Origin of the sequence: Sphingomonas sp. ABOLE, from assembly GCF_003950455.1 — a bacterium.
GTDB lineage: Bacteria > Pseudomonadota > Alphaproteobacteria > Sphingomonadales > Sphingomonadaceae > Sphingomonas > Sphingomonas trueperi.
Map to the genome: position 1 here is coordinate 95188 of NZ_QQWY01000014.1, position 23540 is coordinate 118727.

Annotated in this window: 21 protein-coding genes and 1 tRNA gene; 10 read left to right on the plus strand and 12 right to left on the minus strand. The window is 69.2% G+C overall.

Features of this window, described 5'->3' with window-relative positions; genetic code table 11:
- Nucleotides 1-277: 277 nt before the first annotated feature.
- From CA234_RS10835 to moaA, 3 genes are all read right to left on the minus strand, one after another.
- A tRNA-Asn gene (locus CA234_RS10835) sits at nt 278-352 on the minus strand.
- Between the two features lie 84 nt (nt 353-436).
- Nucleotides 437-1213: an NAD kinase gene (locus CA234_RS10840; RefSeq protein WP_125976694.1), complete on the minus strand. Its 777-nt coding sequence runs from the start codon at nt 1211-1213 to the stop codon at nt 437-439.
- Complete coding sequence (gene moaA / locus CA234_RS10845; RefSeq protein WP_126001686.1) at nt 1210-2226, minus strand: GTP 3',8-cyclase MoaA; 1017 nt, start codon at nt 2224-2226, stop codon at nt 1210-1212. Before moaA ends, CA234_RS10840 begins: the two co-directional genes overlap by 4 nt.
- Before the next feature lie 79 nt (nt 2227-2305).
- Here moaA and CA234_RS10850 point away from each other — a divergent pair, with 79 nt between their 5' ends.
- Nucleotides 2306-4291 (plus strand): GGDEF domain-containing phosphodiesterase, encoded by a 1986-nt coding sequence (locus tag CA234_RS10850; RefSeq protein WP_125976696.1) that lies wholly within the window; start codon nt 2306-2308, stop codon nt 4289-4291.
- 15 nt (nt 4292-4306) lie between these two features.
- Here CA234_RS10850 and CA234_RS10855 read toward each other — a convergent pair whose 3' ends face one another.
- On the minus strand, nt 4307-5773 hold the full coding sequence (locus CA234_RS10855) for a globin-coupled sensor protein (RefSeq protein ID WP_126001700.1): 1467 nt from the start codon (nt 5771-5773) through the stop codon (nt 4307-4309).
- Nucleotides 5774-6026: 253 nt separating this feature from the next.
- Here CA234_RS10855 and CA234_RS10860 point away from each other — a divergent pair, with 253 nt between their 5' ends.
- Nucleotides 6027-6431, plus strand: coding sequence for an SgcJ/EcaC family oxidoreductase (locus tag CA234_RS10860; RefSeq protein ID WP_241213451.1), 405 nt, complete (start codon nt 6027-6029; stop codon nt 6429-6431).
- 6 nt (nt 6432-6437) lie between these two features.
- On the opposite strand, the gene mfd is transcribed toward CA234_RS10860, so the two are convergent.
- Both mfd and CA234_RS10870 read right to left on the minus strand, forming a co-directional pair.
- On the minus strand, nt 6438-9911 hold the full coding sequence (mfd, locus tag CA234_RS10865) for a transcription-repair coupling factor (RefSeq protein WP_126001687.1): 3474 nt from the start codon (nt 9909-9911) through the stop codon (nt 6438-6440).
- Between the two features lie 166 nt (nt 9912-10077).
- Nucleotides 10078-10344 carry a succinate dehydrogenase assembly factor 2 gene (locus tag CA234_RS10870; RefSeq protein WP_125976699.1) on the minus strand — a complete coding sequence of 89 codons (267 nt, stop codon included), beginning with the start codon at nt 10342-10344 and terminating at the stop codon, nt 10078-10080.
- Nucleotides 10345-10534: 190 nt separating this feature from the next.
- On the opposite strand from CA234_RS10870, the gene CA234_RS10875 reads away from it, so the two are divergent.
- Together CA234_RS10875 and recG are read left to right on the plus strand one after the other, a co-directional pair.
- The gene (locus CA234_RS10875; protein WP_125976700.1) at nt 10535-10777 is read left to right on the plus strand and encodes a hypothetical protein; all 243 of its coding nucleotides are present in this window, start codon (nt 10535-10537) and stop codon (nt 10775-10777) included.
- 71 nt (nt 10778-10848) lie between these two features.
- A complete protein-coding gene (gene recG, locus CA234_RS10880; protein ID WP_126001688.1) occupies nt 10849-12912 on the plus strand; it encodes an ATP-dependent DNA helicase RecG in 2064 nt (687 codons plus the stop codon).
- On the opposite strand, the gene CA234_RS10885 is transcribed toward recG, so the two are convergent.
- The 3 genes from CA234_RS10885 to CA234_RS10895 all read right to left on the minus strand — a co-directional run bounded on the left by CA234_RS10885 (nt 12913) and on the right by CA234_RS10895 (nt 15421).
- The gene (locus CA234_RS10885; RefSeq protein WP_241213452.1) at nt 12913-13227 is read right to left on the minus strand and encodes a PilZ domain-containing protein; all 315 of its coding nucleotides are present in this window, start codon (nt 13225-13227) and stop codon (nt 12913-12915) included. It lies immediately after the preceding gene.
- Between the two features lie 198 nt (nt 13228-13425).
- Nucleotides 13426-14655: a tyrosine--tRNA ligase gene (gene tyrS, locus CA234_RS10890; protein WP_125976703.1), complete on the minus strand. Its 1230-nt coding sequence runs from the start codon at nt 14653-14655 to the stop codon at nt 13426-13428.
- A gap of 49 nt (nt 14656-14704) precedes the next feature.
- Nucleotides 14705-15421, minus strand: coding sequence for an MgtC/SapB family protein (locus tag CA234_RS10895; protein WP_125976704.1), 717 nt, complete (start codon nt 15419-15421; stop codon nt 14705-14707).
- A gap of 188 nt (nt 15422-15609) precedes the next feature.
- Here CA234_RS10895 and CA234_RS10900 point away from each other — a divergent pair, with 188 nt between their 5' ends.
- The 5 genes from CA234_RS10900 to CA234_RS10920 are packed head-to-tail and all read left to right on the plus strand — an operon-like array spanning nt 15610 to nt 20975.
- Nucleotides 15610-16050: a DOMON-like domain-containing protein gene (locus CA234_RS10900; protein WP_126001689.1), complete on the plus strand. Its 441-nt coding sequence runs from the start codon at nt 15610-15612 to the stop codon at nt 16048-16050.
- 1 nt (nt 16051) lies between these two features.
- The gene (locus tag CA234_RS10905; RefSeq protein ID WP_126001690.1) at nt 16052-17248 is read left to right on the plus strand and encodes a DUF1343 domain-containing protein; all 1197 of its coding nucleotides are present in this window, start codon (nt 16052-16054) and stop codon (nt 17246-17248) included.
- 11 nt (nt 17249-17259) lie between these two features.
- Nucleotides 17260-18453 (plus strand): hypothetical protein, encoded by a 1194-nt coding sequence (locus tag CA234_RS10910; RefSeq protein WP_126001691.1) that lies wholly within the window; start codon nt 17260-17262, stop codon nt 18451-18453.
- 36 nt (nt 18454-18489) lie between these two features.
- A complete protein-coding gene (locus CA234_RS10915) occupies nt 18490-19554 on the plus strand; it encodes a DUF2336 domain-containing protein (protein WP_126001692.1) in 1065 nt (354 codons plus the stop codon).
- Nucleotides 19551-20975 carry an ATP-binding protein gene (locus tag CA234_RS10920; protein ID WP_126001693.1) on the plus strand — a complete coding sequence of 475 codons (1425 nt, stop codon included), beginning with the start codon at nt 19551-19553 and terminating at the stop codon, nt 20973-20975. The genes CA234_RS10915 and CA234_RS10920 overlap by 4 nt, the downstream gene beginning before the upstream one ends.
- 4 nt (nt 20976-20979) lie before the next feature.
- Here CA234_RS10920 and CA234_RS10925 read toward each other — a convergent pair whose 3' ends face one another.
- Nucleotides 20980-21261 (minus strand): hypothetical protein, encoded by a 282-nt coding sequence (locus CA234_RS10925; protein WP_125976710.1) that lies wholly within the window; start codon nt 21259-21261, stop codon nt 20980-20982.
- Nucleotides 21262-21683: 422 nt separating this feature from the next.
- On the opposite strand from CA234_RS10925, the gene CA234_RS10930 reads away from it, so the two are divergent.
- Nucleotides 21684-22058 carry a hypothetical protein gene (locus CA234_RS10930; RefSeq protein ID WP_126001694.1) on the plus strand — a complete coding sequence of 125 codons (375 nt, stop codon included), beginning with the start codon at nt 21684-21686 and terminating at the stop codon, nt 22056-22058.
- Between the two features lie 24 nt (nt 22059-22082).
- Here the strand turns inward: CA234_RS10930 and CA234_RS10935 are convergent, their stop codons facing one another.
- Both CA234_RS10935 and CA234_RS10940 read right to left on the minus strand, forming a co-directional pair.
- Nucleotides 22083-22409: a hypothetical protein gene (locus tag CA234_RS10935; protein ID WP_125976712.1), complete on the minus strand. Its 327-nt coding sequence runs from the start codon at nt 22407-22409 to the stop codon at nt 22083-22085.
- 23 nt (nt 22410-22432) lie between these two features.
- A partial coding sequence (locus tag CA234_RS10940; RefSeq protein ID WP_125976713.1) for a L,D-transpeptidase family protein occupies nt 22433-23540 on the minus strand: 1108 nt, incomplete at its 5' end.

A 23540-nucleotide genomic window follows, 5' to 3' on the forward strand; every position in this document is an offset into this window, starting at 1 on the left:
GACGTGGCAACGACGACGTGATCTCGACCCTGACCGGCGATCGCCGTGGCCAGCCCAAGTCGCTGCTGGCGCCATCGCGTTGGTGGGCCCACCCACGTGCCGGATGATAGGGCAGGCGGCGCTGATCGGCGGGTCGCGAGCATCACACGCTGGCGCGCTTCGGTGCTGCAGATCCCGGGCGGCAACGGTGTGCTGAGCCAGGGTCGGCGCAGATTTTCGCGAATGTCGGGATTTCAAGCTGCGGGGACCGGTCGTAACCGGTCCCGACAACAGCAGATGGCTCCCCGAGTAGGATTCGAACCTACGACCATTCGATTAACAGTCGAATGCTCTACCGCTGAGCTATCGGGGACCACTCTGGTCAACCCCTTGGCGGTGGGTCACCGCGTCGGGAGGCGCGCCTTTAGCACCGGGTTTTCGGAACGCGCAAGGGGTTTTATGCAATAAATTGTTCCATCGTTATCCGGTCGTCCAACGCGTGCTCCGGATCGAAGAGCAGCGTGAGGTCGCGCATGCGGTCGATCTCGACATGGACGCTGCAAACTTCTCGAACCTCGCGCTGATCGGCCACCGCGCTCACCGGGCGCTTGTCGGCCTCCAGCACGCGGATATCGATGCGGGTCTTCTCGGGCAGGATCGCGCCGCGCCAGCGGCGGGGGCGGAAGGGGCTGATCGGGGTGAGCGCGAGCAGCGCCGAGCCGAGCGGGAGAATCGGGCCCTGCGCCGAGAAATTATACGCCGTCGATCCCGCCGGCGTGGCGACGAGGATGCCGTCGCACACCAGTTCGGGGATCACGACTCGACCGTTGATGGTGACTTCGAGCTTGGCGGTCTGGCGCGTCTCGCGGAGCAGCGAGGCCTCGTTGATCGCGGGGAGCACGCAGGTCTCGCCCTCCACCGTCGTCGCGGTCATCGCCAGCGGAGCGACGCGGAACGGACGGGCGCGCTCGAGCCGCTGGACGAGCCCGTCGAGCCCCCAGTCGTTCATCAGGAAGCCCACCGTGCCCAGGTTCATCCCGAACACCGGCAGCAGCCGCCGGCGCTCCAGCATGGCGTGGAGCGTCTGCAGCATGAAGCCGTCGCCGCCCAGGGCTACGACTTCCTCGGCCTGCTCGATCGGCACCCAGTCATAGGCCTGGCGGAGCTCCTCCGCCGCGGTCTGGGCCGGGGCGGTGGGCGAGGCGAGCAATGCGCGCGGCTTCCCCACGCTCATCCGCCGGTGACGCTCATGTGGCGCGAGACCGCGGGCGCGGCGCCCGCCTCGATGCGGAAATCATGCCGTTCGGGCTTGGCGGCGAGCGCGCGATCGATCGCCGCGTCCACCGCTTCCAGCCCGCCGTCGCGAATCGCTGCCTTCAGGTCCACCGAATCCTCATGCCCCAGGCACATGTGCAACCGTCCGTCGGTCGAGAGCCGAACGCGGTTGCAGCTTGCGCAGAAATTGTTGGTGAGCGGCGAGATCAGCCCCAGCCGGCTGTCCGTAGCCCCCACGCGCCAATAGCGCGCCGGGCCGCCGCTGTCGTACGAATCGGCGGCCAGGTCGAACTGCGTCTTCAGCCGCGCCAGCACCTCGGGCAGCGGCAGGAAGCGATCGGCGCGGTCCTCGTCGATCACGCCCATCGGCATCGTCTCGATCAGCGACAGGTCCATGCCGTGCGCCGCGACCCAGGCGAGCATCGGCGCGATCTCGTCCTCGTTGAGCCCGCGCAGCGCGACCATGTTGATCTTCACCCGCAGCCCCGCGGCCTGCGCGGCGGCGATGCCGTCCAGCACCTGCGCAACGTCGCCGTGGCGGGTGATGTAGCGGAAGGTCTCGGGATCGCGGCTGTCCATGCTCACATTGATGCGGCGGACGCCCGCGGCGGCGAGCGGGGCGGCATAGTGCGCCAACCGCGTTGCGTTGGTGGTGAGGGTGAGTTCCTTGAGCCCGTCGCCGATCCGCGCGCCGAGCTGCTCGACCAGCGTCATCATGTTGCGGCGGACGAGCGGTTCGCCACCGGTCAGCCGGATCTTGGTGACGCCGCGATCGACGAAGCGGCCGGCGATCGCCGCCAGCTCCTCGAGGCTGAGCACCGCCTCGCGCGGCAGGAAGGTCATGTGCTCCGCCATGCAATAGCGGCAGCGCAGATCGCAGCGATCGGTGACGGAGATACGCAGATAGCGGATCGCGCGATGATGGCGATCGACCAGCGTGGACGGCGTCGCAAGGGCGGGGGCGCTGGCCATAGCCTTCGAGGTAAGGCGTTGAACGGCGCTGCACAAGGCTTGGATGGCGCAGTGCCCGGCGAGCCGCTATCGAAGTTCCATGGAAGAAGGGTTCACGATCGTCCAGGGCACCGCGCCTGCCCCCGAGGTGCCGGTATTCGTACTCTCGTTCCGCCAGCGCGACGAAGTCGCCGCCGCCGCCGCGGGCGGTGGCTGGCGGGTGGTGGCGGCGCGGCGCAGCGAGGGGCTGGAGACCCGCTTCCTGGCGAGCGGTGCCTCGGTGGCGGTGATCGATGCGCGCGGGGCGATGACCGAGGGGCTCGATGCCGCGCGGCTGCTCGGGCCGACGATCAAGGCCTATGGCGCGGCATTGCTGATCCTCGTGTCGCAGAGCGATACCGTGCACATGGGCCGCTTCTACGATGCGGGAGCAACGCATTTTCTCGGCAGCCCGATGTCTTCCGCCGCGATCGCGCACGCCATCCGATTCGCCGAACGCTATGTCGAGCGGCTGTCGGGCTGGGCGGGGCAGGGGACGAGCAATTCCAATCCGCTGGGCTGGCGATTCGACCCTGCTGCGGGCTCGATCGAACTGACCCCGGCACTCGCGCAGTTGCTCGACCTGCCCGAGGCGCCGGGCCCGCGCGCGCTGTTCGGGCGGCTGGCGCTGTCCGACCGGCGGCTCGCCTGGGCTGCGCTCCGGCGCCTGCGCGAGGCGGGATCGACGGCTTTCGCGCACGACCTGCCCGGCAAGGGCCGGGTGGTGCAGCACCTCCAGTACGATGCCGAGACGGGCCAGATCGATGCGCTGGTCGAGCCGCTGGGGATGACCCCCGATGCCGGCGCGGTGGTGCGCGACGTGCTGACCGGCGCCCGCGATGCTCCCAGCGCGCGACGTTGGATCGATCGCGCGATGGAGAAGGGCCAGAGGATCGGGCTGGTGCTGGTGGGCCTCACCCGCTTCGACACTATCAACACCGCCTATGGCCGCCCCGCCGGGGACGAGCTGCTGCGCAGCGTCTCGCGGCGCGTAGCGGAGGCGGCGCGTGAGACGCTGGGGGCCGATGTGGTCGTTGCGCGGATCGGTGGATCGGATTTCCTCGCGGCGGCGGTGGACCCGGGCACCGCTGCGCTGCGCACTTCGGCAAGAAAGATCGAGGAGGCGCTGGCACGGCCCTTCGTCGCGGCGGGCGAACTGGTCCATCTCGGCGCCAAGGTGGTGCTGACCGAAAGCGTCGCGGGCGACGGCGCCGCCAGCCTGTTGCGGCGGGCGAGCGAGACGTTGCTCGGCGAAGGCACCGCGCGCCCGGGCAGCGGCCCTTCGATCGAATCGCTGATCGGCGATCTGCGGCGCGGGATCGAGCGCGGCGAGATCGGCGTGCTGTTCCAGCCCCAGGTCGCGGTCGCCACCGGGCAGATCACCGGGGTGGAGGCGCTCGCGCGCTGGCAGCATCCGCAGCATGGCGAGATCGGTGCCGAGCCGCTGTTCGCCGCCGCCGAACGCGCCGGGCTGTGCGGCGTGCTCAGCGAGCATGTCCAGCGCCGCGCCCTCACCATCGCCGCGCACTGGCCGCGCTCCCTCGGCAGCCTGAGGCTGTCGATCAACGTGACGGCGGGCGATGTCGGCCGGCCCGGCTTTGGCGAGAGCTTGCTCCGCTGGGTGGATGCCACCGGCTTTCCCCGCCACCGGCTGACGCTGGAGATCACCGAGAGCGGCATCATGGCGGACCTGAGCGAGGCGGCGGCGCTGCTCTCGGGCCTGCGCACGGCGGGATGCCGCGTGGCGATCGACGATTTCGGCACGGGTTATTCGAGTCTCGCCTATCTCAAGGCGCTGCCGCTCGATTATCTCAAGATTGACAAGAAGCTGTCCAACGAGATCACCGGATCGCCGCGCGACCGGATCGTGGTACGCGGGGTGATCGACATGGCGCGGTCGCTGGGGCTGGCGGTGGTGGCCGAGGGGGTCGAGACGGAGGCGGCGCTGGATTTGCTCGCCAAGGAAGGCTGTCAGTATTTCCAGGGCTTCCTCTGCTCGCCGCCGATCGACGTGCCGGCGCTCGCCGCGCTGGTGCGCGACTGGTAAGCGCCGGCGTGGCCGTCAGAGATCGGGGCGGGTAAGCGCCGGCACCGCCGCCGCTGGCAGCGGACGATAGCCGCCGAAGCGCGCGCCGGCCTTTTCGGTGCGGAACTGCGAGGCGAGGTTGGCGAGATCGCTCACCTCGTTGGCGAGGTTCTGCGCGGCGGCCGAGGTCTGCTCGACCATCGCGGCGTTCTGCTGGGTTGCGCGGTCCATCGCGCCGACGGCGTTGGAGATTTCGCTGATCGCGGTAGACTGGGCGCCATTGTCGGCTGCCATGCTGCCGAGCAGGTCGTGCACCTGGCTGACATCGCCGGAAATGTTGGCGAGCGCGCCGTCGACCTTCTGCACGGCCTCCACTGCGACGACGATTTCCGCCTGGGTCATGGTGAGCTGTTCGCGCGCGCGGCCCGCTTCTTCCTCGGCGCGCATCGCGAGCGCAGAGACCAGATCGGCGACGACCGCGAAGCCACGACCGGCTTCGCCCGCCCGGCCAGCCTCGACCGCCGCGTTCATCGCAAGCACGCGGGTCTGGAAGGCGATCTTGTCGAGGCCTTCGATAACGCTGTCGGTGCCCTTGGCCGCTTCCGACACGCGGCCCATCGCCTGCGAGGCTTCGTCGGCGATCGAACGGCCCTGGCTGACGGTGGTGAGCGCCTGGTCGGCACGCGCTACGGTGTGCCGCGACGCCTCGGCGGTTGAGCGGAAGCGCGCGTCCATCTGCGAAACCGCGGCGGTGGTTTCTTCCAGGCTGGCGGCATTGCCCTGGGTGCGGCGCGAAAGGTCCTCGGCCGCCTGCGAAATCTCATTGATGCCGGAGCGGATCCGCATCGTGCCGTCGCTGACCGAGGCGATCATCTCGCGGATGCGGTCGAGCGTCTTGTTGTAGCTCTTCTCCAGCGCCGCGAAGCTCGACGGCAGGCCGCTGAGTTCGTTGGTGAGGTCGCCTTCGGCCAGCGCGGTGAGCGCGTTCTCGAAGGCGGTAACTGCGGCTTCGCGTTCGGCCTGGGCTTCCTCGAAATAGATCGACAGCGACACTTCCATGTCGAGCAAGGCGGCCTTCACCAGCGCGATCGTCGCCTTCTCGGTGCTGGGCCCGCGGAACAGGCGGAGCAGGCGCTTGAACGGGTTGTTGAAGCGATGGACGCCGGCGATCAGGCCCTGCAGCACGATCGCATAGCTGCCGACATACCAGCGCGGCTCCAGGCCGATGCGGGCATGGGTGGCGCCGATGCGGCGGGCACTGGCGTGATAGTCTTCGTTGAACTCGCCCGCTGCGATGCGCGCCCAATGCTTTTCCTGCGCCGCCTTTGCCCGGCCCATATGCGCCTGGTCGCGGAAGAAGCGCGAGGTTTCGGGGGTGGCCGAGGCGCGCGCGTAGAAGCGGTCGAGCGCATCGCCCAGCGTCGCCTCGACCCATGGCTGGGTGGCGCGCAGCGTGTTGCGCTGGGCTTCGTCCAGCTCCATGAAGCTGAGCCGCGATTTCATTTGCTCGGGCACGGGACGCATCCTTTTTCTAACCTGCCACCGCGGCTGCCGCGCATGGGGCACGCCGATCCTAAGCATCATAGTATGGCCCGAGGGACAGGTGGTGCGGCTAAGTAGAATTCCGGTGCGGGACGGCTAACTGTCTAGATGAAATATTTTTTCGGCACGTTGATGAAGATTTGCAGGTGTTGGAAGTTGCGCGGTGCGAATATGCCGTACAAGGGGGCAAGTTCATTCAGGAAAGGGGATGGGGATGTTGCTGGCACTTCTACTGATCGGCGCGGATATGGGAGCCGGGGCCGTCGATACGGCAATGGCGCAGAGCGTGTCCGGCTGGAATGCCGGCGATATTGATCGATTCCTGCAGATCTATTCGGACGATCCGAGCACCAGCTTCGTCGCCGGCGAAGGGCTGGTGCGCGGCAAGGCGGCGATGAAGATCCGCTACCAGACCAAGTATGACTTCGCCGATCCGGCCAAGCGCGGCACCCTGATGATCGAGCGGCTCGACTATCGCCCGCTGGGGCGCGACTATGCGCTGTACATCGGCCGCTACACGTTACGCTATCCGGACGGGCACAGCGCTTCCGGCCCCACCAGTGTCGTGCTGCATCACGAAGCCGGCGGGTGGAAGATCGTCGCCGATCACAGCAGCTGAGGCGGTTCAGCCGGCCGCGCGTGCGAGGCCGCGGGAGAGCTGGAGCGCGCCGTGCAGCCGCGCCGCCGGGTTCGCCCAGGCGCGGTTGATCACCAGCTTCATGTCCGGCCGCAGCCGCGCGGTTTCGCCCAGCTTCTCGACATAGGCGATCAGCCCGGCGGGGTTGGGGAAATGGTCGTTGTGGAACGAGACCAGCGCGCCCTTCGGACCCAGGTCGAGCTTGGCGATGCACGCCTTCTTGGCGTTGAGCTTGGTCTCGATCAGCCGCAGCAGATTGTCGGTCGCCTCGGGCAGCTTGCCGAAGCGGTCGATCAGCTCGGCGGCGAAGCTCTCGATGCCGTCGGTATCCTCGATTTCGTTGAGGCGGCGGTAGAGGCCCATGCGCAGGTCGAGATCGGGGACATAGTCCTCGGGGATGAGGATCGGCGCGTCGACGGTGATCTGGGGCGAGAGGTCCTTGGGCCGGCTCTCGTCGCGCAGGCCCCCGGCCTTGGCGTCGAGGATCGCCTCTTCCAGCATCGACTGGTAGAGTTCGTAGCCGACTTCCTTGATGTGCCCCGACTGCTCGTCGCCGAGCAGGTTGCCCGCGCCGCGGATGTCGAGATCGTGGCTGGCGAGCTGGAAGCCCGCGCCCAGGCTCTCCAGGTCGGACAGCACCTTGAGCCGCTTTTCCGCCGCCTCGGTCATCTGCCGCTGGGGCGGGGTGGTCATATAGGCATAGGCGCGCGTCTTGGCCCGGCCGACGCGGCCGCGCAGCTGGTAGAGCTGGGCGAGGCCGAACTTGTCGGCGCGGTTGATGATCAATGTGTTGGCGCTCGGGATGTCGAGCCCGCTCTCGACGATGGTGGTCGAGACCAGCACCTCGAACTTGCGGTCGTAAAAGGCGGAGATCCGCTCCTCGACTTCGGTCGGCGACATCTGGCCGTGCGCGACGACATAGCGCACCTCGGGCACCTCGTTGCGGAGGAACGCCTCGATCTCGGGCAAGTCGGCGATGCGCGGGGTGACGAAATAGCTCTGCCCGCCGCGATAATGTTCGCGGAGCAACGCCTCGCGCAGCACCACCGGATCCCAGGGCATCACATAGGTGCGCACCGCGAGGCGATCGACCGGCGGGGTCTGGATCACCGAAAGCTCGCGCAACCCGCTCATCGCCATCTGCAGCGTGCGCGGGATCGGCGTGGCGGTGAGGGTGAGGACGTGGACGTCGGTCTTGAGCGCCTTCAGCCGCTCCTTGTGGGTCACCCCGAAGCGCTGCTCCTCGTCGACGATGACGAGGCCGAGCCGCTTGAAGTCGATATTCTTGGCCAGCACCGCATGGGTGCCGACGACGATGTCGATCGTGCCTGCGGCGAGGCCGTCCTTCACCTTCTTGGTCTCTGCGGCGGTGACGAGGCGCGAGAGGCGGCCGATCTCGAGCGGGAAGCCTTCGAAGCGGGTCTTGAAGTTGTTGTAATGCTGGCGGGCGAGCAGGGTGGTGGGGCACACCACCGCCACCTGCATGCCGGCCATCGCCGCGACGAAGGCGGCACGCAGCGCGACCTCGGTCTTGCCGAAGCCGACATCGCCGACGACGAGTCGGTCCATCGGTCGTCCGGCGGCGAGATCGCCCAGCACGTCGCCGATCGCGCGATCCTGGTCGTCGGTTTCCTCGAAGGGGAAGCGGTCGACAAAGGCCGGGTAGCCGCCATGATCGGGCTCGGCGATCTCGGCGCCGCGGGTGGCGCGCAGGGCTGCGGTGGCGATCAGCTCGCCCGCGATCTCGCGGATCCGCTCCTTCATCCGCGCCTTGCGACGCTGCCAGGCCTCGCCGCCCAGACGGTCGAGGGTCGCGCCTTCCTCGCCCGAGCCGTAGCGGCTCAGCACTTCGAGATTTTCGACGGGCACGTAGAGCTTGTCGCCGCCGGCATATTCGAGCGCGACGCAGTCGTGCGGCGCCTTCTGCACCGGGATCTGGGTCAGCCCCTCATAGCGGCCGATGCCGTGATCCAGATGGACGACCAGGTCGCCGGGCGATAGCGTCGCCAGTTCCTGGAGGAAGGCGTCGGTATTCTTGCGGCGCTTGGCGCGGCGGACGAGCCGGTCGCCGAGCATGTCCTGCTCGGTGAGCACCGCGACGTCGGGCGTGGTGAAGCCATGGTCGAGCGGCAGCACCAGCAGCGCGACCTGCAGCCCGCTGCCGTTCGGATTGGCGACGCCGAGCGCGGGCTGCCAGCCATCGACCGGCACCGCGCCGGTCAGGCCGTGATCCTCGAGCAGCCCCTTCAGCCGCTCGCGCGCGCCGATCGAATAGCTGGCGAGCACCGGCTTCTTGCCCTGGCTCCGTACCGCCTTGAGGTGCGCGACCACCGCTTCATAGACGTTGCTGCCGGCGGCGCGTTCCGGCGCGAAGTCGCGCGGCCCGTCGACGCCGAACTCGACGACATGGGTAGATTCGGGCTCGTGGAACGGCGTCGCGAGGTGCATCGGCTGCGCGTCGACCTGCGCCTGCCATTCCTTGGCGAGCAGATAGAGGTCGCCGGCCTTGAGCGGGCGGTAGCTGCCCGGATCGGCCGACTGCGCGCGGATGCGGTTGTCCTGATAGTCCTTGATCGCCTCGAAACGCTGCTCGGCGGCGGCGGGCGCACCGCTGTCGCGGACGATGACGGCATGATCGGGCAGGTGATCGAACAACGTCTCCAGCCGCTCCTCGAACAGCGGCAGCCAATGCTCCATGCCGGCGAGGCGACGCCCCTCGCTGATCGCCTGGTAGAGCGGGTCGCCCGTCGCGGTCGCGCCGAAGCGGTCGCGATAGCCGCTGCGGAAGCGCTTGATGCTCTCCTCGTCGAGCAGCGCCTCGCTGGCGGGAAGCAGGGTGAAGCCGTCGACGCGGCCGGTGGTCCGCTGGTCCTGCGGATCGAAGGTGCGGACGCTTTCGATCTCGTCGCCGAAGAAATCGAGCCGCAGCGCCTGCTCGGCGCCGCTGGGGAACAGGTCGACCAGGCCGCCGCGCACCGCGAACTCGCCATGGTCGTTGACCGTTTCGACCCGGACATAGCCGTTCGCCTGGAGCAGGGCGGCGAGCTTGTCGAGCCCGATCCGTTCGCCGGGGGCGAGTCGCGCGACCAGCTGGCGGATGCGGAACGGGGTGAGCGTGCGCTGGGTGGCGGCGTTGACCGTGGTGACGAGCAGGCGCGGCTTCTCGCTCTTGCCCTGCAGCGCGTGGAGGGTGGCCAGCCGCTCGGCCATCACCCGCAGCGTCGGGCTGGCGCGGTCATAGGGCAGGCAGTCCCAGGCGGGGTAGCTGAGCACCTCCAGCTCGGGCGCGAAGAAGGTTGCGGTGCTCGCCACCGCGCGCATGCCCGCCTCGTCGGCGGCGACGAACACCGCCATCCGGCTGGCGCGGGCGACATCGGCCAGCATCCAGGGCAGGAAGCCGCTCGGCACGCCGGCGAGCGTCAGCGGGTGCTTGGCGGAAAGGATCGTCTTCAGGTCGGGCATGGGGTCTCGCGTCGATCAGCGGTGCGGTCACCCTCACCATTCCCACCGCCTCCGGCGGCGGGTCCCCTTCCTCTCCAAAAGGGAGAGGCACTAATTCCCTCTCCCTTTGGGAGAGGGAGGGAGGCGCGAAGCGCCGGGAGGGTGAGGATGAACCGTCAGGTCAAAATCACTCGGAAATAGGCACGTAGTTCAGCGTCTTCAGCGCATCGAGGATCGTGCCCCGGTAGCGCTCCGGGGCGGTGTCGGTTCCCATCGCCCAGGCCATGATGTCGACGTCCTGCTCTTCCAGCAGCGCCTCGAACAGCGCGATCTCTTCGTCGGACCAGCCTTCGCCATGCTGGTCGAAGAAGCCGCCGATCAGCAGATCGGCTTCCTTGGTGCCGCGGTGCCAGCTGCGGAAGCGGAGGCGCTTGAGGCGGGTTTCTCGGTCCATGTGGGCTTTCCCAACGGCAAACGGACGGCAGCGCGCCAGGGCGCGGCCGACACGGGGTTGATCACGAGCCCGGCAGATAGGGATGCCGCTGGCGAAAGGCCAGCGTGGTCTTCCGGGTAGAGATGTGGAAGGCTTGTTAACCGAGGGGGGCTAGGGTCGGAATCTCTTTGGGGTAAAAGGCTAGGGTACGATGAGCGACACTTTGACCAATAAACTGCGCTTCGTGATGCTGAAGTCGATCAACGGCGAGCCGATGCTCGTCAACATCGCGGCAGTGCGCACGGTCAGCACGATCAACATGGCCGGTGAGGATGTCGGCGTGATTTCGTTCGGCAAGGATCATGAAGTCGTGATCGGCTCTTCGGTGCCGGAAGTCGTGATGGCGATCGAAGCCGCGCTCGCCAGCCACAGCCCGATCTTCCTCAACGCCTGAACCACGGCAAGGGCGCTGCGACCAGCGCAGCGCCATTTGTCAGCCGCCCCGCCGCACGATAGGGCGGGGCGATGCGTCCCGAGCTCCTCAACCCATTGTTCGCCGAAGTCACTGCGCTGAAGGGCATCGGCCCGGCGCTGGCCAAACCGATGGAGAAGCTGGGGCTGGCGCGGGTGGTCGACGTCGCCTTCCACCTGCCGACCGGATTCGTCGATCGGATCCCGCGCGACGAACTCGACATGGCCGATTCGGGCAAGGTGATCGCGATCACGCTGACGCCCGTGCAATATCGCTTCGGCGGCGGACCGCGCTCGCCGGCGCGGGTGCAGGCGGTCGACGCCCACGGCAATCACGTCAGCCTCGTCTATTTCGGTGGAAGCTCGGGCTGGGCCAAGAAGCTGCTGCCGCTGAACGAGCCGCGCTGGGTTTCGGGCAAGCTCGAACATTATGGGCAGGACCTGCAGATGGTCCATCCGGACCATGTCCTGCCGCTCGACCAGGTCGAGAGCATCGGCGGGCGCGAGGCGATCTATCCCTGTTCGGAAGGCATCACCTCCAAGCGGATCGCGGCACTCGCGGCGCAGGCGATCGAGCGCGCGCCCGCGCTGCCCGAGTGGATCGAGCCCAGCCTCAAGGCGCAGAAGGGCTGGCCGGACTGGCGCGAGGCGATCGCGCGCATCCATGCCGACCCTGCCGACGCCAAGGCACGCGAGCGGCTCGCCTATGACGAGGTGTTCGCCAACCAGCTGGCGCTGCTGCTGGTCCGCGGCGAGGCGCGGGCCAAGCGCGGGCGTCCGCTCGCCGGCGATGGCCGCCTGCGCGACAAGCTGAAGCTGCCCTATGCCCCGACCGGCGCGCAGAGCCGCACGATCGCCGAGATCGAGGGCGACATGGCGCAGACCCAGCCGATGCTGCGCATGCTGCAGGGCGATGTCGGTTCGGGCAAGACGCTCGTGGCGACCATGGCACTACTGATCGCCGCCGAGGCGGGCGCGCAGGGCGCGCTGTTGGCGCCAACCGAGATCCTCGCACGCCAGCACTACGAGACGCTCAGCCGCACGCTTGGCCCGATGGGGGTGAATGTCGCCATCCTCACCGGCCGCGACAAGGGCAAGGCGCGCGAGGCAACGCTGATGGGGCTGGCGGCCGGCGAGATCGACGTCCTGATCGGCACCCACGCGATTTTCCAGGAGGGCGTGACCTATCGCGACCTGGGGCTGGTGGTGGTCGACGAGCAGCACCGTTTCGGCGTCGCCCAGCGGATGATGCTCCAGGCGAAAGCAGAACGTCCGCCGCACCTGCTGGTGATGACCGCGACGCCGATCCCGCGCACGCTGACGCTGGCCCAATATGGCGAGATGGACGTCAGTCGGCTGGACGAGATGCCGCCCGGCCGCCAGCCGATCGAGACCAGCGTGATCTCCGAGGAGCGGCTCGGCGAAGTCGTCGGCGGGCTGGGTCGACACCTCGCGAGCGGCGGGCAGGCCTATTGGGTGTGTCCGCTCGTCGAGGAAAGCGAGAAGATCGACCTCGCCGCCGCCGAGGCGCGCGCGGCCGAGCTGCAGGCGCATTTCGGCGGCAAGGTCGGGCTGATCCATGGCCGGATGAAGGGGCCGGAGAAGGATGCGGTGATGGCGCGCTTCTCGGCGGGCGAGCTCGGCGTGCTGGTCGCGACGACGGTGATCGAGGTCGGCGTCGATGTGCCCAACGCGACGCTGATCGTGATCGAGCATGCCGATCGCTTCGGCCTGGCCCAGCTCCACCAGCTGCGCGGCCGCGTCGGGCGGGGCGGGGGGCGCTCGGTCTGCGTCCTGCTGCGCGGCAACCATCTGAGCGAGACCGCCCGCGCACGGCTGGCGCTGATGCGCGAGAGCAATGACGGCTTCCGCATCGCCGAAGAGGATCTGCGGCTGCGCGGCGCGGGCGAGTTGCTCGGCACAAGGCAATCGGGCGACATGCAGTTTCGCCTGGCCGAGCCGGACATGCTGGGGGCGCTGCTGCCCGCGGCCAATGGCGATGCACGGCTGCTGGTCGATCGCGACGGCGGGCTCAAGGGCGAGCGGGGGCAGGCGGCGCGGGTGGCGCTCTACCTGTTCGAGCGCGATGCGGCGGTGGGGCTGCTCCGCGCCGGCTGATCAGCGGGCGCGCATCGCGGTGACGACCGGCACATAGTCGGGGTCGGCGATCGGCTGGAGGAACTGGCAGCCGATCCGGCCACCCAATGCCCAGCGCACCTCCGCGCCCGTCTCGCCGAGGATCGGCAGCTGGATGCGGAGCAGGTCGCCCGCCTCGAACGGCGCTTCGCAGCGGGCCATCAGCCCTTGGGGCGAGACGTTGACGATCAGGAAGGCAGCGGCGCGCGCGTCGGGGCCCACCGCACGGGTGCGATGCTCGACTTCATCGCGATGCACCAGACGATCGTCGGCGCTCGCCAGCTTGGCACCCGTCACGCTCGCACGCCCCTCTCCAAACGCTGGAGGACCGCGAAAACGGTAACCTGGATCAGTGAACAGGTGCGGAACGAGGCTGGTTAACCGCGTCGATACCAGAGTGAAGGCAGCACCGTGCCGCATGCACCTGCCCCGTCAACCCGGCTTTCGCCGGGATGACCTGTGGGGGAAAGGCGTAGGCTCTTGCCTGCCTCCGGGTTAACCCTGCGGCGTCAGCAACCCGTGATGCTTCTTGCCGGCCGAGAGGCGGACCTCGCCCGAGACCGCGATGGTCGCGGCCTCGTCGTCGATCTTCTCGCCTTCGACGCGGGCGCCGCCGCCCTTGATCAGCCGCCGGGCCTCGCCCTTGGAGGCGCAGAAGCCCAAGCCGACCAGCGCATCGACCACGCTGATGCTGCCGCCGCTGACCGCCAGCGTCGGCAGTGCGCCGCCGGCGGCCCCTTCCTCGAAGGTCTTGCGCGCGGTTTCGGCGGCTTCCTCGGCAGCGGCGCGGCCGCGGCACATGGCGGTGGCTTCGTTGGCGAGGATCTTCTTCGCCTCGTTGATCTCGGCGCCCTCCAGCGCTTCGAGGCGGGCGACCTCGTCGAGCGGCAGATCGGTGAACAGGCGGAGGAAGCGGCCGACGTCGCGATCGTCGGTGTTCCGCCAGAACTGCCAATAGTCGTAATGCGGCAGCTGGTCGGGGTTGAGCCACACCGCGCCGGACATGGTCTTGCCCATCTTGCCGCCGTCCGCCGTGGTGATCAGCGGGGTGGTGACGCCGTACACCTCGGTGCCGTCGACGCGGCGCGACAGCTCGATGCCGTTGACGATGTTGCCCCACTGGTCCGATCCGCCCATCTGCAGGCGGCAGCCCGCGCGGCGCGACAGCTCCAGGAAGTCATAGCCCTGGAGGATCATGTAGTTGAACTCGAGGAAGCTCAGCGACTGCTCGCGATCGAGCCGCAGCTTGACCGAATCGAAGCTCAGCATCCGGTTGATCGAGAAGTGCCGGCCGATGTCGCGCAGGAACGGGATATATTCGAGCTTGTCGAGCCAGTCGGCATTGTCGACCATCACCGCGTCGGTGGGGCCGTCGCCGAAGGTCAGGAAATTCTCGAACACCGTCTTGATCGAGGCGATGTTGCTGCTGATCGTGTCGAGCGTCAGCATCTTGCGCGCTTCGTCCTTGAAGCTCGGGTCGCCGATCTTGCCGGTGCCGCCGCCCATCAGCACGATCGGCTTGTGGCCCGCCTGCTGGAGGCGGCGCAGCAGCATGATCTGCACCAGGCTGCCGACATGGAGCGACGGCGCGGTGGGATCGAAGCCGATATAGCCGGGCACGATCTGCTTGGCGGCGAGCGCATCGAGGCCCTCGGCATCGGTCACCTGATGGATGTACCCGCGCGAGGCGAGCAGGCGGAGCAGATCGGAGCTGTATTCGGTCATGATGGGAGGGCGCATAGCCAAAGCCGGGGCCCGCGTCATCCCCGGCCGCTCAGTCCTGCGTCTGCAGCTCCCAGCTGGCGTGCTGGACGTCGTGGCGCTTGTCGAGATGCGCGATGATGCTGTCGAGCTCGGCATCGAGCGCGGCGGTGGAGACGAGGCGGGCGCGCAGCTCGATTCGGTCGTCGGGGCGCTCGATCGTCTCGATCTCGGCGACGGGATAGCGCATCAGCTCGAGATGATCGGTCAGCAGGTCGCGCAGCCGGTCGACCTCGGCGGGGACGGTGGTGAGGGTGACGAAATAGGTCGCCTCCACCTGGCCTCCGGCCAGCGGCACGCGGTTGATCGCGTTGACCACCGGCCGCAGCAGCGTGTTGCCGGCGATGACGAACACCGCCAGGGTCGCGGCCTCCGCCGCCATGTCGCTGCCCGCGCAGGCCCCCACCGCCGCCGAGCACCACAAGGTCGCCGCGGTGTTGAGGCCGCGGACGTTCATCCCCTCCTTCATGATCACGCCCGCACCGAGAAAGCCGATTCCGGAGACGACGTAGGAGATCACCCGCACCGCCTCGAGGTCGCCGGCGATGCGCTGGGCAAGGTCGACGAACGCCGCCGAGCCGAGCGCCACCAGCGCGTTGGTGCGCAGCCCCGCCGTGCGCTGGCGGAACTGCCGCTCCGCGCCGATCGCGGCGCCGAGGATCAGCGCGAGGGTGTAGCTGAGCAGGGTGTCGCAATAGGCGGCGAGGTGGAAGGTGTGGAGAAACTTCATGGCTGCGGCTCTACGAAGGAATTGTTGCGCTGCCATGGCCTTTCGGTGCGGGCAAGTGCCGGGTTGGTGCTGACGACGGCCCCGCTTCCGCGCTAGAGGGGGCCATGCATCATACCCTGCTGTCGCACCCCGCGATGCCGCCCGGATCCGTCTCGTCGGTTCGATGCGCCCTACAGCGGGACGGCGACGTGCTCCGCCTGAACTATGGCATCGTGGCAGCGCCGGGCGCGTTGCGCCTTCCGGAACGTGCGCCGCCGGTCCGCGCCGACGGCCTGTGGCGGACGACTTGCCTCGAACTCTTCGTGGCGGACGAGTCCCCGGCCTATCGCGAATTCAACTTCGCGCCCTCGGGGCAATGGGCCGCCTACCGGTTCACCGCGCGGCGCGACGGCATGGCACCCCTCGCAATGCCCGAGCCGCCGGCGATCCGGCTGGCCGGGCAGCAGGGCGAGACGGTCCTTTCCGTCGCTCTTCCCGGCATCGGCACGGGTCCGCTCCGCCTCGGCATCACCGCGGTGATCGAGGAGACGGACGGCACCAAATCCTATTGGGCGTTGCGTCATGGCGGCGATGCGCCGGATTTCCACGATCCCGATTGCTTTGTCGGCGAACTGCCGCCAGCAGACTGACATGCTCTTCGGAATCGATCGCCTCCTCGCCGAACCGGATCTGCGTGCGGCCCTCACGGGCAAGCGCGTGGCGCTGCTCGCCCATCCTGCCTCGGTCACCGCGGACCTGACCCACAGCCTCGACGCGCTGGTAGCGGCGGGCGTAGCCATCTCGGCCGTGTTCGGCCCGCAGCACGGCGTGCGCGGGGACCTGCAGGACAATATGATGGAGTCGCCGGACTTCACCGATCCGCAGTACGGCGTACCGGTGTTCAGCCTGTACGGCGAGGTGCGCCGGCCCACTGACGCGTCGATGGACATGTTCGACGTGATGCTGGTCGACCTGCAGGATGTCGGCTGCCGCATCTACACCTTCGTCACGACCTTGCTCTACGTGCTCGAAGCCGCGGCAAAACACGGCAAGGCGGTGTGGGTGCTCGATCGCCCCAATCCCGCCGGTCGCCCCGTCGAGGGGCTGACGCTGCTGCCGGGCTGGGAAAGCTTCGTCGGCGCCGGGCCGATGCCGATGCGCCACGGCATGACGCTGGGCGAACTCGGCCACTGGTTCCTCGCGCATTATGGCCTGGACGTGGAGTATCGCGTGATCGCGATGCAGGGCTGGGAGCCCGAGACGGGGCCCGGCTATGGCTGGCCGGCCGAGCGCCCCTGGATCAACCCGAGCCCCAATGCCGCCAACGTCAACATGGCGCGGGCCTATGCCGGAACGGTGATGCTCGAAGGCACGACGCTGTCCGAGGGGCGCGGCACCACGCGCCCGCTCGAGTTGTTCGGCGCGCCGGACATCGATGCACGCGCGGTGATCGCCGAGATGCAGCGCCTCGCCCCCGAATGGCTCGCCGGTTGCACGCTGCGCGACATGTGGTTCCAGCCGACCTTCCACAAGCATGTCGGCCAGCTCTGCGCGGGCGTGTTCCTCCATGCCGAGGGGCCGAGCTACGACCACCAGGCCTTCCGCCCCTGGCGGGTGCAGGCGCTGGCGTTCAAGGCGATCCGCGCGCTGTACCCGGACTACGACCTCTGGCGCGATTTCCCGTACGAATATGTCTTCGACAAGCTCGCGATCGACGTGATCAACGGCGGCCCGGGCCTGCGCGCATGGGTCGACGATGCCGCCGCCACGCCGGCCGATCTCGACGCGCTGACCCAGCCGGACGAAGCGGCCTGGATCGCGGCACGCCAGCCGCATCTGCTCTACTGATGGAGGGCTCGATGGTGGCACCCGAACGCGCGCTCTGCGGCCTGATCTTCGCGGTGGAGGAGGCGCAGGACCGCCCCGGCACGCTGGTCGCCAGCCTGCCGTTCGGCGGCATGACGCTGCTCGAATACCAGATCCGCCTGCTCGCCGGGATCGGCGCCGAGCAGGTGCTGGTCGCGGTCGGCAAGGTGACCCCGCAATTCCTCGGCGCGATCGAGCGGGCGGGGCGCGGGCGGCTCAAGGTTGATATCGTCCGCTCGGCCGAAGAAGCGGCGGAGAAGGTGCTGCGCGATGCCGATGTGCTGGTGCTGGCCGACGGGCTGGTCACCATCGACCCGGTGATGGAGCGGATGGCGGCCGAGCCGCACGCCGCGCTGCTGGTGACCGACGATTCCGAATCGCCCGCCGCGATCGAGCGGCTCGACATGCGGCATTGCTGGGCCGGCATCGCGCGGATCGAGACGCGGCATCTCGCCCATATCGCCGCGATGCCCGAGGATTACGACTTCCAGTCGGCGCTGCTCCGCGTCGCCGCGCAATCGGGCGCGCTGCAGGTGCCGCTGGCGCCGGGCTGGGCGCGTGCCGGCCATGCCGTGGAGCGGAGCGGCGAGGGCCTGGCTGCCCGCAACGACGCGGTGCTGGTGGCGCTGAGCGACCGCCGCACGCTCTGGGCCGATCGCTGGGTGTTCAGCCCTGCCGCCCGGCTCGTGCTGCCGCAGATGATGGCGCGCAACATCCCCGACTGGGCGCCGCTGGCGCTCGGCGGCGTGGTGTCGGTCGCCGCATTGCTCACCGTGCTGGCGGGCTGGGAAGGGATCGGCGCGCTGGTGGCGCTGCTCGCGACCCTGGCCTTTGCGACCGCCGCCTCGCACGCGGCGCTGCGCGGCGAGGAGCCGCGCGCGCGCCAGATCGAAGTCGCGATCCTCGGCCTGTTCGTATTGCTGCTGGCAGCGGGCGGCTGGCGTGAGTTCCGCGCGATCGGCAATGCGACGCCGCTGCTGCTCGCGGCGGGCGGCGTCGGGCTGCAGCTGCTCGCCGAGCGCGTGCCCGTGCCGCGTCGGCGCTGGTGGGCGAATGCAGCGGCGCAGATGCTCGTCTTCACGCCCTTCGCGCTGGTCGGCCACGCGACATTGGGGCTGGCGGCGGTGACGGTCTATGCCTTCGCGACTCTGACCGGGGCGATCGAAAGCCTGCGCGGCAAGTCTTAGCCTCCGATTAAGCTAGCTGCGCTATGTCGTTGAGGCATGGCGCAGGGCGCTCCCGAACCGCGTGGTGGCCCGGCCATCGACGCCCAGGATCTGCTGGCGCGCGCAGCGGCAGCGGCGGGCCACGAGCGCGCGCTGGGCGCAGCAACCGCACGCGACCTGACGATCCCCGAAAGCCTGCGGCTCGACGAGCGGACCCGTACCGCGATGCTGATCGCGCTCGATCAGATCGTCGGTTCGATCGAAAAAGGCCTCCGCCGCGCGGTGGTACCGGAGGGCTTTCCCGGCATCGGCCCGACGCTGCCGCTGCTCCACGCCGCCGGGCTGGCGGCGGACCGGGCGCTCGTCGACGAACTGCTCGCCCGGATCCGCATCGACCATCTCGCAGCGGGCTTGTCCCATCGCGCGGCCGAGCATCCGGCGCGCCCCAGCCTGCTCGGCCGCCTCGCCGAGCACCCGGCGCCCGAACTGTCGGACGCCGCCCGGGCGCTGCTGCTCGCCGAGAGCCGGGCGCGGAGTCCTGAAGCGGGACGGTGGCGGCTGCCGTTAACCTTGCACCACCGGCTGCTTTGGTGGGTTGCATCGGCCATGCGCGAGCAAGCGGGATCCCTGGCGGGCGTGGCATTGGACGAGGCGCTCTGCGCCGCGGTCGCGGCCGAATGCGCGCTGGCCGAGCGCTGCGCCGAGGAGCAGGTCGAGGCGGTGGCGCTCCGCCTCGCCGCGGCGATCGCCCCCGAGCAGCGCGAACGCGCCCGCGTGCTGCTCGAAGCCCTGCGCGACCGGCACGTAGCGTTGTTCCTGGCGGTGCTGGCGCAAGCGGCGAACATCGCCTTCGCCGATGCGCGCGCGCTGCTGCTCGATCCCGGTGCCGAGCGGCTGCTGCTGGTGCTCCACGCGCTCGATCTGCCGCGCGAGGCCATCGCCGAACTCTGCTTCCTGCTCAGCGACGCCGATCCCCGGCGCGATCTTGCCGCGCTGGCGGATTCGATCGACCTGCTTGCCGCGCTCAATGTCGACAAGGCGCGTGACCTGCTCGCCGAGTTGCGGCTGCCCCCCGACTATCGCGAAGCGCGGGCTGCGTTGCGCGGGGTGCGCGCGCGGTGATCGCCATCCCCTCGCTCGATCCGGTGGTGCCGCTGGCGGTGGCGCGGCTGGATGCCAGCGGGCGGCTGATCGATGCCGAACCCCGGCTGCGCGCGCTCAACGACCGTGCCGGCGGCGAGATCGGTGCACCGCTGGCGCTGCCCGGCGTCGCCGCGGTCGCGCAGCTCGCTTATCGGCTGGGCATCGCCATCTCGCGCAGCGTCGTCGCGGCGGACGGGGAGGAAGAGATCGATCTATGGGTGCGCGCCGGGCCCGATCGCGGCGGCGTGCGGCTGGAAGTCAGCGGATGGCGTGTGCGCCCGGCCTGGCGCCCGGCCGGTGATCCTGCGCGCGAAGGCGATTTTCTCAGCGCCGCGGGCGATTGGCTGTGGGAGACCGATGGCGCGCTGCGCTTGACGTTTCTCTCGCCGGAGGCGGGCCAGCGGCACGGCTTCGACATCCGCGAAATGCTCGGCCAGCCGCTTACCCGGCTGTTCGCACTGGCACAGGACGATGCCGGTCAGCTGCCGATCCTTTCGGCCGTCTCCGCCCAGGCGCGGTTCGACGGGCAGCGTGCGGAGGTGCGCGGGACCGGGCGGATGGTGCGGCTCGCCGCGACCCCCCGGCACGACCCGCTGGGCCGCTTCGCCGGCTTCATCGGCGCCGCGCGGGTGCTGGACGGCGAGGGCGTCGACTCGCCGCGTCCCGTGTCGCCGGTCGCCGGGAGCGGCTTCCCGCGCGCCTTCGGCAAGCGGCTGGAGCGGGCTTTGCGCGGGCCGCTCGCGCGGATCATCGCCAATGCCGATGCGATCGGCGCGCAGGGCGAGGGGCCGATCCGCGGCGACTATGCGGGGTACGCCGACGATATCGCCAGCGCCGGGCGGCATCTGCTCGCGCTGGTAGAGGATCTGGTCGACCTTCAGGCGATCGAGCGCGACGATTTCGCGATGACGCGCTCGACGATCGACCTGGCCGATGTCGCGCGGCGCGCGGCGGGGCTGCTGGCGGTGCGGGCGGGCGAGGCGGGGGTCCGCATTGATCGTCCCGGACCCGATGCGGTGCTGCGGGTGCGCGGCGAGTTTCGCCGGGCGCTGCAGGTGCTGGTCAATCTGATCGGCAATGCGCTGCGCTACAGCCCGCGCGGTGCGGCGGTGTGGATCCGGCTCGAAAGCGAGGGCGGCATGGGCTGCGTGATCGTCGCCGATCAGGGCAAGGGCATTGCGCTCGACGACCAGGCACGCATCTTCGAGAAGTTCGCGCGGGTCGATCCGGCCGAGCCGGGCGGCAGCGGGCTGGGGCTCTACATCGCGCGGCGGCTCGCCCGGGCGATGGGCGGCGACCTGATCGTCGACAGCGCGCCCGGCATGGGGGCGCGCTTCGTGCTGATGCTGCCGCTGGTCGAAGACCCGGAGCGCCCGCCTCCTCCTGCGGGCGCTCCGTGAGCCGTCAGCGGCGGCGGCAGACCTCGATGCGGCGGCCATGGCGCCATTCGTTCCAGCAGACGGTGCGGCTGCGATAGCCATAGCCGGCACGGTGCCAACCCGGGCCGCGATCCCAGCCATAGTGGCGGCCGCGATCCCAGCCGCGATGGCGATCCCAGCGATCGTGGCGATCCCAGCGGCGCTCGTGATGGTCGCGATAGCGCCAGTCCTGCGCCTGGGCGGCAGTGGCGCCGACCACACCGGTGGCGACGAAGCTGGCGGCGGCGATCCATTGAACCAGTTTCATGGGGATGTCCTTTCTCCTGTCGATGGAGAAGGATTATGCGAGTCGAGGCATCCGAAGCCTGAACTGGTTTGTAGGCACGGGTTCATCTTCGCATCATGCGCGTGGCGGGCGCTGCGCTGCGGCAAATCGGCAACAGCAAAGCGACGATGTAAATTGTAGTACTGTGTAGTACGATTTTGGCTTGACGGTACGGCGCACGGGCCTAGATGGGGAAGCATACCGAAACGACCCGCGCGCCAAGTGGACAGCGTGGGTTCAGGGAGCCGGGATATACCGGTAGTTCTCGCGGCGGAACGAAGGGGCGATCCCTCGGCAGTTCCGGCGCGGGGTCAAGGTGGAACATATTTCGCGGAACGGCCGGCGATGCCTTTTGGCGTCGTCTCGGGGAGGCCTGCATCCGCTGCATATAGGGAGTGCAGGCGATGGCGTATCTCGATCTAACCGGCTTCGACCGTCAGCCCGCCTCGACGCAGGCGGTTGCCGAACTGACGGCGCTGGAATGGCAGGTCGTGGCGATCGCGCAGCGCGATCGGCTGTCCTCGCTGGAGGCGCCGAGCCGCTGGGCGCGCTTCCTGGCGATCTTCTTCGGCGGCGACAGGGCGAGCTCGCGGCTGGCCGACTCCAAGCTGGAGGCGCTGCGCCGCATCGCCGTGCTCGCCTGGCACAAGGGCTATGCGTTGCCGAAGCAGGAAATCGCCGCCTTCCATGCCTCGGGCTATTCGCTCGAGCATCTCGAGCTGCTGCTCGCCCGGGTGAGCGAAGGCCGTTCGGCGCTCAACGAGGGGCGCGCCCGCTAACCGCGGACGCGCCGTCTTTCCCGTTTACTGCTGCTTCTTTTCCTGGTTCTCGCTGTCGGCGTTGCGATCGATGCGCGAGGTCATGCCGGTGGCGGCGGCGTCCGACTCGGTCTGCTCGCGGTCGCTGAACGGTGCCGGCTTCTCGGTCGGGGTCGCCTCGGGTACGGGCGCGGCGTTGACCGGCTCGACGGCGGCGGGCTCCTGGGTCGACACGTTCACCTCGGCCGGGGTCTCCGGCACGGTGATCTCGGTGACGTTGGCGTCGGGCGCGCTCGGGCCCTCGTCCTTGCTCCCGCAGGCGGCGAGGGTGAGGCCGGCGCCGGCCAGGATCGCGAAAGTGCGCAGCTTCATGGGTGTTTCCTTGGCGTTCGGGTTCAGGAGGCGGTGGCGACGCTGACCGCCGCGCGCGATTCGATCTTCTCGGCGAGCAGCTTGTCCCAGTTATAGGGATCGTCGCGGAAGTTCATCGTGCCGTCGCCGCTCGCGAAGGCGGTCCAGTAGAGCAGATAGACCGCGACCTGGTCGGCATCGGCGAGGCGGACTCGCACCGTCTTGGTGCCTTCCAGCTGCGCGGCGATCGCCTCGGGCTGCCATTCCGGATCGTTCTTGAGCAGCAGCTCGGCGAGCGGGCCCGGCTTTTCCAGGCGGACGCAGCCATGGCTGTCAAGCCGGCTATAGCTGTTGAAGCCCGACTGGACCGGGGTGTCGTGCAGATACACGGCATACGGGTTGTCGAAGTCGAACTTGTAGCGGCCGAGCGCGCTGCGCGGGCCCGATTCCTGCTGCAGGCGGCGATCCGGGCCGGTGCCGATCACGCGATAGCCATGCGCCTTCAGATAGGCGGCGCCCTTGGGCCACAGCTCCTTTGCCGCGATGCCGCTCGGCACGTTCCACGGCGGGTTGAGCACGATCGAGTGGATGCGCGACTGGAGCATCGGCGTCTCGTTGCCCGGGCGGCCGGTGACCGCCTTCATCGAGGCGATCGGGCTATCGCCTTCGAACACGGTCATCACCGCGGCGGCGATGTTCACCTGGATGCGCTTGGCCGGCAGCGTCTGCGGCAGCCAGCGCCAGCGCTCCATGTTCGCCATGATCTGGCGGACGCGCGCCTCCACGGGCACGTTGAGCGCGGCGAGCGTGCCGGTGGAGACGACGCCGGTCGGGCGCAGGCCGTAGCGGCGCTGCGCGCGGAGCACCGCGTCCTGGAGGTTCTGGTCGAACACGTCGCCGCTGGTCGCGACCTGCTTGTCCTCGACGGCGAGCCGCTTGCGCAGCGCCTTCACGCGCGCGCCGCTGGCACCCTTGGCGAGATCCGGGCCGGGCGCGAGCTTGGGCCAGCCGCCCGCGGTGAGGATCGCGCGATAGGCGACCAGGCCCTTCTCCAGCCCGTCATAGCCGGCATAGGGCGGCGGGAGCGAACGGATCCAGGCGGCGAGGCGATCGCGCTTCACGGCATCGGCAAAGCCGGGGGCGGGGTCGAAC